Source organism: Gemmatimonas sp., from assembly GCF_044344655.1.
Classification (GTDB): domain Bacteria; phylum Gemmatimonadota; class Gemmatimonadetes; order Gemmatimonadales; family Gemmatimonadaceae; genus Gemmatimonas.
Genome location: NZ_JBIJCN010000072.1, coordinates 1 through 9317, shown reverse-complemented (window position 1 = coordinate 9317; position 9317 = coordinate 1). Strand labels below are relative to the sequence as shown.

6 protein-coding genes are annotated in these 9317 nt (G+C 67.3%); 2 read left to right on the top strand and 4 right to left on the bottom strand.

The window, feature by feature from the left end; genetic code table 11:
* The 4 genes from bchH to bchF form a co-directional block, all read right to left on the bottom strand.
* Positions 1 to 3371, bottom strand: a 3371-nt coding sequence (gene bchH, locus ACIQ51_RS13510) for a magnesium chelatase subunit H (protein WP_396205582.1), incomplete at its 3' end; no start/stop codon positions are given.
* 16 nt (positions 3372 to 3387) lie between these two features.
* A complete protein-coding gene (gene bchB / locus ACIQ51_RS13505; RefSeq protein ID WP_396205581.1) occupies positions 3388 to 5130 on the bottom strand; it encodes a ferredoxin:protochlorophyllide reductase (ATP-dependent) subunit B in 1743 nt (580 codons plus the stop codon).
* A gap of 7 nt (positions 5131 to 5137) precedes the next feature.
* Positions 5138 to 6391 (bottom strand): ferredoxin:protochlorophyllide reductase (ATP-dependent) subunit N, encoded by a 1254-nt coding sequence (locus ACIQ51_RS13500; RefSeq protein ID WP_396205580.1) that lies wholly within the window; start codon positions 6389 to 6391, stop codon positions 5138 to 5140.
* Positions 6388 to 6963: a 2-vinyl bacteriochlorophyllide hydratase gene (gene bchF / locus ACIQ51_RS13495; RefSeq protein WP_396205579.1), complete on the bottom strand. Its 576-nt coding sequence runs from the start codon at positions 6961 to 6963 to the stop codon at positions 6388 to 6390. The genes ACIQ51_RS13500 and bchF overlap by 4 nt, the downstream gene beginning before the upstream one ends.
* Positions 6964 to 7163: 200 nt before the next feature.
* Between bchF and ACIQ51_RS13490 the strand changes: the two genes are divergently transcribed.
* Together ACIQ51_RS13490 and ppsR are read left to right on the top strand one after the other, a co-directional pair.
* Positions 7164 to 8123 (top strand): B12-binding domain-containing protein, encoded by a 960-nt coding sequence (locus tag ACIQ51_RS13490; RefSeq protein WP_396205578.1) that lies wholly within the window; start codon positions 7164 to 7166, stop codon positions 8121 to 8123.
* Positions 8089 to 9317 (top strand): transcriptional regulator PpsR (gene ppsR, locus ACIQ51_RS13485; RefSeq protein WP_396205577.1); only part of this gene is annotated, 1229 nt, incomplete at its 3' end. The genes ACIQ51_RS13490 and ppsR, both read left to right, overlap by 35 nt.

Below are 9317 nucleotides of genomic sequence, written 5' to 3'. Positions count from 1 at the left end.
GTCTTGCCATCGTTCTGCTGCGCGATCACGCGCGTCATGCCACCGAGCGATTCCACGTACTGGTCGATGTCGGTGGCACCGAGGTCCACCGAGTCGAGCCCCTGGAACGACAGCGTCGCCTTGCCCAGCGCGCGCTTCATGAGCGCCGGCTGTGACTGCGGCTTGCCGTCGGGGCCGTACGCGAAGCCCTTGCGCTGCACGAACAGGTCGGCGAGCTCGTTCTCGTCCTGCCACTTGCCCGTCTCGATGAGCAAGTTGACGTTCGACCCGTACGCGCCGTCGGCGTTGGAAAACACGCGAAGCGACGCCTGCTCGATCGTGCACCCGGTGTCACGCATGGTCTCCAGCGCGTGCTTGCGGATGAAGTTCATCTCCGGGTCTTCCTCGGCCTTCGCGCACAGCAACGAGGCTTCGGCCAGCAGCTTCACCTGCAGCGGCAGCAGGTCGCGGAAGATCCCGGAGAGCGTGATCACCACGTCCACGCGCGGGCGGCCCAGGCTGTCGAGCGGCAGGAGACGCGCCCCGGTGAGGCGCCCCACGCTGTCGAAGCGCGGCACCACACCCATCATGGCCATCACCTGCGCGAGCGGCGTGCCTTCGCTCTTCATGTTGTCGGTCCCCCACAGCACGACGGCCACCGTTTCGGGGAGCTCGCCGGTTTCCTGCTTGTGCTTGGCCAACAGCTGATCGGCGCGGCCGCGTCCCTCCAGCATCGCCGCCGCACTCGGCACGCGATACGGGTCGAAGCCATAGATGTTGCGCCCGGAGGGGAGGACCTGCGGATTGCGCAGGAGGTCGCCGCCAGGGGCAGGCTCCACGTATCGCACGTCGAGCGCCCGCAGGATACCCTCCACCTCGCGATCCTCGCGCAGCGAGACGTCGTAGCCCGCCAGCAATTCGAGATGTTGATCGAACTGCTTGTCGTTGGCGAGCCGCATGCCGCGCGCCTTGGCCTCGGCACGGCCGGCCTGCTGCGCCACGCGCAGATCAGTCTTGTGTACCAGCGTGTGTACGGCAGCATGCACGATGGCCTCCACCGCCGCGCCTTGCGTGTCGTCGCTGCGCTTGTCGCCGTGCCCCGCCAGCACCGTTTCACCGATGCTGGGCAGCTCCACTTCCGGGCGGCCGCTGCGCGCCATTTCCACGAGCATTTCCACTCGCGCTTCCGGCGTCATGGGCTCACCCACAACATGGAGGCCCGTGGGGATGAGGCTGTACTCGAGCTCCAGCAGCTTCTCACGAATGTCGGCAATGCGCGCGTCGGTCTCCTGCGCCGTCCACGCCGGCTCGGCCGCCGCCAGCTCTACCGCCGCGGCCTGCTGCTGGACAAGCGTACGCAGCTGGTCGGCTTCGGCCGCGCGCCCTCCATCCAGCTGACGCCACCGATCGAGGCTCGTCTTGAGATCGGCGAGCCCACGATAGAGTCCCGCGTTCGCCACCGGCGGCGTGAGGTACGACACCAGCGTGGCGTTGCCGCGACGCTTGGCGAGGGTGCCTTCCGACGAGTTGTTGGACGCGTAGAGGTACACGTTGGGCAGGTCGCCAATGAGGCGCTCCGGCCAGCACGTGTTGTCGAGCCCCGACTGCTTGCCGGGCATGAACTCCAGCGCGCCGTGCGTGCCGAAGTGGAGCACCGCGTCGGCCTGATAGTCGTCCTTGAGCCAGCGATAGAAGGCGCTGAACGCGTGGGTGGGGGCAAAGCCTCCCTCGAACAGCAGGCGCATCGGGTCGCCTTCCCAGCCGAAGCTGGGCTGCACGCCCACGAAGACATTGCCGAACTGCACGCCCATCACCTGAATGGACTGGCCGTCGGCGAGCTGGCGCCCGGGCGCGGGCCCCCACGTGTTCTCAATCTCCTTGAGATACTTCTCGCGGCGCACATGGTCGTCGACCGGAATGCGCGTATGCACGTTGGCCGGTGCGCCAAACTGCTCGCGGTTCCCCTGCGTAATGCGGTCGCGCAGCTCGTCGACGCTGGCCGGCAGATCCACCGTGTAGCCGGCCTCCTTCATCTCGGCCAGCACCCGCTGCAGCGACGGGAACACCGCAATGTAGGCCGCCGAGCCGGTGTTGCCGGCATTGGGCGGGAAATTGAAGAGGATGATGGCGACCTTGCGCTGCGCGCGCGCCTTGCGCCGGAGCGACACGAGCTTGTGCACGCGCTCGGCCACGCGCTCCACACGCTCCGGGATGGGCTCGGAGGCCGCCGGCTTGCCCTCGACGGGCGGCCCCTTGCCGCCATACACCGTGGGCACGATTGCGCCGTCGAGCTCCGGGATGGCGATCTGCAGGGTGGCCTGCAGCGGGTTGAGCCCGCGCGTATCGCGCTGCCACTCCTCAATCGTCTGGAACTCGAGCGTTTGGAGCGTGAGGTACGGCACGTCGAGCTGCTTGAGCACCGCCTGCGCCGCGACCGAGTCGTTGTAAGCCGGGCCGCCGACCAGCGAGAAGCCGGTCAGGTTGATCATGGCGTCGATCGTCGCGTGGCCGTGCGCATCAACGAAGTACTTGCTGATGGCTGGCCGCGCATCGAGCGCCGACGAGAAGCCGGCAATCACCTTGAGGCCCTTCGCCTCGAGCGCTGCCACCACAGCTGCATAGTGCGCCACGTTGCCGGCCAACAGGTACGAGCGCCCCACAAGCATGCCCACCGTGCCGGTGCTGGTGGCCCGTTTCGGCAGCGCCGAGAGCTCCTCGGCGATACCGCGATTGGCCAGCGCCGGATGCCAGAGCCCCACCTCGGGATACGTGACCGGCTGCGCGGGCTTGAGCGCGCCCTTGAACGTCGCCCGCGGCCCCGCGGCATAGCGGTCGACCGCGTACCGGATCATCTGCTCGATGTTCTCGTCGGAACCGGCGAGCCAGTACTGGATGAGCAGCAGGTACGCGCGAACGTCCTGCGCCGTCCCAGGAATGAACTTGAGCAGGTTGGGGAGCGTGCGCAGGGCGCTCATCTGCCGCTCGCCGCTGCTCTTGCCGTCACCGCGGGAGCCACGGAGTTTCTTCAGCAGTGAAATCGGCGAGAAGGGGGAACGGCTCTCGCCACCCATCATGTCGAACTTGCCGAGCTTCGTGCACTTCACCAGTTCCGGCGTGCACAACGCGCACAGCACGGCATCGGCGTCCTTGCGCCGATCGAGCACCGCCTGCAGCACCTCGTTGGCGTACTCTTCCTGAAAGAGTTGCGTACACACGACGATGTTGGCGTTCGCGATGTCCTGGCGCGCGCGCTCGGCCGCCTTCGGATCGGTACCGAAGTCCGCAGCGATATGCATGGACACGTGCAATCCCGGGACGCGCCTGAGGCCGTGCTTGGCGCGTTCGAACGCGTCGGCCAGGTGAGCATCCAGCGTCGTGATACAGACGCGCATGTCGGGAGTGCGGGTGTCAGCGGCCATAGAACGCTTTGGCGTCGTACAGGGTGTCCACCGTGATATCGGCGATCCCCTGCTCGAGCGCGTACCGTTCGGTGTTGCGGCGGGCCTTGCCGCGCACGAAGAACGGAATCTTCTTGAGCTCAGCCTCCGCAGGCGGGAGCCAGCGGGTGCTCGTCACCGGGACCGGTGCCTCGTTGATTGTCGCGGGCGCTTCGTTCTCTTCTTCGGTGAGCCCCACCGCACTCGCGGCTTCGGGCGCGATGAGCTGGTGCGCGTCTGTGGGTATGAACGTGCCGGTGGCCGTGGCGGACGGACGGACCGCCTCCCGCACCGGCACCGCGGCGGCAGCCGCCTTGGGTGCTGCATGGTGGAGGTGCGACGGCGACGTGCCATCACCGAATTCGAAGTCGTCGCGGAACATGTGCAACAGATGTTCCTCGAGCCCCATCATCAGCGGGTGCACCCACGTATCGAAGATCACGTTGGCGCCCTCGAAGCCCATCTGCGGCGAGTGACGCGCCGGCACGTCCTGCACGTGGATGGGCGCCGAGATCACCGCGCAGGGGACACCGAGACGCTTGGCGATATGCCGCTCCATCTGCGTGCCGAGCACCAGTTCCGGCGCCAGCTCGCTGACCTTCTGCTCCACCGCGAGGTAGTCATCGGAAATGAGGGCCTCCACGCCGATGCTCGCCGCATAGTCGCGCACGGGGCGCGCGAACTCGCGCGCATAGGTGCCGATGCCCACCACCTGGAATCCGAGCTCGTCCTTCGCGATGCGGGCGGCCGCCAGCACATGCGTGGCATCGCCGAATACGAACACCCGCTTGCCGGTGAGGTAGGTGCTGTCCACGCTGCGCGAGTACCACGGCAGCAGCGACCGGCTCGCGTCGACCTGCGCCGCCCCGGCACGTTCGTGCTCGAGGAGCGGCTGCACATCGATGCCGGTCACCTGGCCGATCTCCTGCACGAACTCGCGCGTGGCGAGCACGCCGATCGGCACCGTCTTGACGGTGGGCATGCGGAACGTCTTTTCGATCCAGCGCGCGGCCGTATCCGCCACTTCGGGATACATGACGATATTGAAGTCGGCCTCGGGGATGCGACGGATATCCGCCACCGTGGCGTTGTGCGGCGCACACACATGCACATCCACACCGAGGTCGTGCAGCAGGCGTGTGATCTCGCGCACGTCATCGCGATTGCGGAATCCGAGGGCGGTCGCACCGAGCAGGTTGGCGCGCGGGCGGCGTTGCTCGCGCTGCACCACCGTCATCACGGGTTCACGCACCGTGCCGACGGCGGGAGCCAGCGGCTGCAGCAATGCCCGGACGAGGTGATAGAACGTCTCGCTCGCCCCCCAATTCTCCTTCTTGGAGTACGCGGGGAGTTCCAGGGGGACGACCGGCACCGGCAGGGACATGCCCTGTGCGAGGGACCCCGGCTGATCCTGGATGAGTTCCGCGGTGCAGGACTCGCCCACGAGGAGCGCGTCGGGCTTGAAGCGCTCGTAGGCCTCACGCACCGAGGTTTTCACCAGCTCCGCCGTGTCGCCACCAAGGTCGCGCGCCTGGAACGTGGTGTACGTAACGGGTGGGCGACGATCACGCCGCTCGATCATGGTGAAGAGCAGATCAGCGTAGGTGTCGCCCTGCGGCGCATGCAGCACGTAGTGCACCCCGGTCATCGAGGTGGCAATGCGCATGGCGCCCACATGCGGGGGGCCTTCGTACGTCCAGAGCGTCAGTTCCATGGTCGCCTCAGACCGCAAGCCGCTGCGCACGATCGAGCGGGCGCGCGAAAAGTTCGGCCAGATCGCCGGCCTGTTCGAAGCCGTGCACGGGAGAGAAAACGAGTTCGATCGACCACTTGGTGCGCAGTCCCTCCGCTTCGAGCGGATTGGCGAGCCCCAGACCGCACACGGTCAGATCGGGGCGCGCCTCCCGGCAGCGATCGAGCTGCTTCTCCACATCCTGCCCCTCACTGACCTGCACGCCGGCCGGCAGCCGCGAGAGCTCGGCATCGACGAGCAGCTTATCGAGAAAGGGCGTCCCCACCTCTACGAGCTCCATGCCGCACTCCTCATGCAGGAAGCGCGCGAGCGGAATCTCGAGCTGCGAGTCGGGGAACATGAACAAGCGCTTCCCCGCGAGCTGCGGGCGGTAGCGTGAGAGCGCCACGCGGGCACGGTCGGCGTTGGGCGCGACGGCCGCCTCGAACGTGGCCGGGGCGACCCCCCACGCATCGGCCGCGGCGCGGAGCCACTCGGTCGTACCGTTCACCCCGAACGGGTACGGCGCCGAGAGTAACGTCGCCCCGCGGGCCACGAGGGCACGCGCGGTGTCGTTGAGAAACGGTTGGGCAAGCAGGAGGCGCGTGTTGGGACCGATCGGCGGCAGCTCCCGCGCGCGGCGCGGCGGAAAGAAGTGCACCGGCCCGATCCCGAGCTTGGCGAACATCCGCGCGAACTGATCCTCGACCACATCGGCCACCGTGCCCACGATCAGCAGTTCGGGCGCAGCGGAGGTGGTGGCCGGAAGGTGCGGCACCATGCTGCGCAGGCAGGCATCCTCACCCTGCGTGAACGTGGTCTCGATACCGCTCCCCGAGTAATTGAGGATCCGCACACGCGGCATGAACTGCGTGTTGAGCCGCTCGGCGGCACGCGAAAGATCGAGCTTGATCACCTCCGACGGGCACGATCCCACAAGGAAGAGCGTGGTGATGTCGGGGCGGCGCGCCAGCAGCTGCTGGACGACCCGATCCAGCTCGTCGTTGGCGTCGGCCAAGCCGGCCAGGTCGCGTTCGCTCAAGATGGCGGTGGCAAAGCGAGGCTCGGCAAAGATCATCACGCCGGCCGCCGACTGCACGAGGTGCGCGCAGGTGCGCGACCCCACCACGAGGAAGAAGGCGTCCTGCATCTTGCGGTGCAGCCACACGATGCCGGTCAGTCCGCAGAAGACCTCACGCTGACCACGCTCGCGGATGACGGGCAATTCGAGGAGCGCGCTCACGGGGCGGTAACCTCGCCGGCGCCCGCGTGCGCCAGCCGCACGGCCTTTTCCGCCGCTTCCTGGAGCCGGGCCGCGCGCAGCTTGAGAATGAACTGGATGGCGTTCACCGTGTAGGCGGCGTAGGCAACCAGCGCCATCCACATAAGGAAGCGCGGGTCCCACTTGAGGTAGAGCCCCACGAGATAGGCCGTGTGCTGGCCGATCACGAAGAAGCTGACGACGTCTTCCCAAAAGAAGCTTTCGTGGAACAGGTATTGCCCGAACACGACCTTCTCCCAGATCGCGCCGGTCACCATGATGGTGTACAGCACGAGCGTCTTGACCACGATGGAGAGATGGGCCGCCCCGAGTCCCTGTCCGGTCTTGAGGTAGCGCAGCACGAGAAAGACCGACACCGCCATGACGAGGAACTGGACGGGCGCAAGGATACCTTGCACCAGCGTCCACGTCGTATCGTCGCGGCGCTTGCGCTCTTCTGGCGTATAGAGACCCGTGCGTACCGTCGTGGTTGACGCGCGGGGGGAGGCGGTCGCGTCGTTCGCGGCCGTCTTGGGTTGGGGCACAACAGTCATCAGCCGTCTCTTCCGGGGGTTCGCTGCCCAGATGCGTCCAATGTGTGATTGGGCCCGGAAGTTGTCAAGAAAACTTGACGTACACTTTTCTTGACAACTGGACCACGCGGTACCATTATCTCCGAGCTTTGGTTAATGTGTGTCCCGCATACCCGGGCTCTCACCGTTTTCCGCCACCGCGCCCAGGAGACTTCGCGGCCATGTTCGGCGCGTTCCTCCAGCCAGCTGCCGGCCTCTCCATGGTGACCCACGGCCCGGGCTCCAGCCCTGATCTCATGGATCACCTGTCTTCGCCGCGCCGCAGCGAGCGCCTCGACCGCCTTGAGCGCCTCGAGCGCACCATTCAGAACGACCTCGTGCCTCGTCTCATGACGAGTCACCGGGTGGGCCCCGTCTCGCCGTCCGTGGGGGCTGCGGCGGCCCGGTCACTTTCGGACGACGATGTGACGACGTTCGTCAATGCCGTCCGCAGTCACGATGACAGCCGCGGCGCGCAGTTCGTCCGCGGCGTGCTCGCCGAGGGCGCCACGGTCGAAGCGGTCTACCTCGACCTGCTCGCCCCCTCGGCCCATCGGCTTGGCGAGATGTGGAACAACGACGAATGTGATTTCGTCGAAGTGACCGTCGCCCTTGGCCGCATGCAGCGTCTGCTGCGCGACCTGTCCCAGGTGTTCCTCGCCGAGTCGGGACACACCGAACCGGTGGGCAACATTCTGCTCACCTGCGTCCCCGGCGAGCAGCACACCTTGGGCATCATCATGGTCGGCGAGTTCCTGCTGCGCGACGGATGGCGCGTGCTGGTGGGTGCCCCCTGGACCGACAGTGACCTGCTCTCACTGGTCGCCACGGAGTGGTACGACGTGATCGGCTTCTCGGTCGGTACCGAGAGCCGCCTCTCGGTGCTGCGCCGCGACATCCGCCGCCTCAAGTCGGCGTCGCGGAATCCCAACATCCAGATCATGGTGGGCGGCCAGCTCTTCGCCGAGGATGCATCGCTGGCCGACCAGGTCGGCGCGAATGCCATTGCCGCCGACGCCCGTCAGGCGCCGACCATCGCGCGCTCGTTGCTCGCGGCGGCCCGCGCCGATGTGACGGACGCACACCCTTCGGAGGGGCTTGGCGAGTATGGCCAGTTCCGTGAAGCCCTCCGACGGGACTAATCCCACGTTCGGCGCGCTCGACGCCCGCACGGCGGCGGCCCTCTTGGCTGTCGCCGGCGATATCGCACTCGTGATGGACGGCGCGGGCGTCATCCGCGACGTGGCGCTCACGGGCGGTGGTGACTCGCAGTTCGATACCGCCACCGAGTGGGTCGGGCGCCCGTGGAACGAGACCGTATCCGGGGATTCGCGCGCCAAGATCGACATGCTCCTTCGGGAGGCGGTCCATCAGGGGGTATCGAAGCGCCGTCAGGTCAATCACGTCATGGGCGACGTGACGGACGTCCCGGTGAGCTACACCACCGTGAAGCTGGGGCAGGACGGCAGTCTGGTCGCCGTGGGGCGCGACATGCGCCACGTGTCGGCCCTGCAACAGCGGCTGGTGGAAGCCCAGCAGGCGATGGAGCGCGATTACTGGCGCCTGCGTCATGTCGAAACCCGCTACCGCTTGCTCTTCCAGCTGGCCAGCGACGGCATTCTCGCGCTGGACGCGTCGACCCTCAAGGTGCTCGACGCCAACGGCGCGGCCGGGCAGATCTTCGGTGAGCCGACCGACCGCCTGATTGGGCGTGCGTTCCCGCTCGGCATGGATGCGCCGGCGGCGCAGGCACTCGAAGAGCTCCTCTCGGCGGCGCGCAGCGCCGGTCGCGCCGGCGACATCAGCCTCGCCCTGCAGGGCGGGCGGGTGTTTCACGCCTCAGCGTCGTGCTTCCGCCAGGAGTCGGCGACGCTGCTGTTGGTGCGCTTCTCCCCTGCCGCACTGCCTGAGGCCGGCAGCACCGGTGCCAACTCGCCGTCACGCCTGGTGGACCTGTTGGAGCGCTCCCCCGATGCGTTCGTTGTAACCGAGCTGGACGGCACCATTCTCACGGCCAACCGCGCCTTCCTCGACATCACTGAATTGGCGAGCGAGGAACAGGTGCGCGGAACCGCTCTGGCTACGTACATCGGCCGGCCGGGGGCGGATTTCCCCGTGTTCACCAGCATGCTGCGGAAGAACGGGGCAGTGCGCCTCATGGCCACCTCGGCGCGCGGGCTGCATGGCAACCAGTCGGAGGTCGAGGTATCGGCGGTGTGGGTGCCGGAGGGGGAGGAGCCGTGCATCGGCTTCACCATCCGTGACATCGGCCGCCGCCTGGCGAGCGGGCCCCAAGGCGCGCGCGACCTCCCGCGGGCCGTCGAAGAGCTGACCTC

Bases quoted from the DNA above. Each gene is read 5' to 3' on its own strand.
- bchB (WP_396205581.1), bottom strand. From the start codon at position 5,130: ATGGAACTGACGCTCTGGACGTACGAAGGCCCCCCGCATGTGGGCGCC.
- bchF (WP_396205579.1), bottom strand. From the start codon at position 6,963: ATGACTGTTGTGCCCCAACCCAAGACGGCCGCGAACGACGCGACCGCC.
- ACIQ51_RS13490 (WP_396205578.1), top strand. From the start codon at position 7,164: ATGTTCGGCGCGTTCCTCCAGCCAGCTGCCGGCCTCTCCATGGTGACC.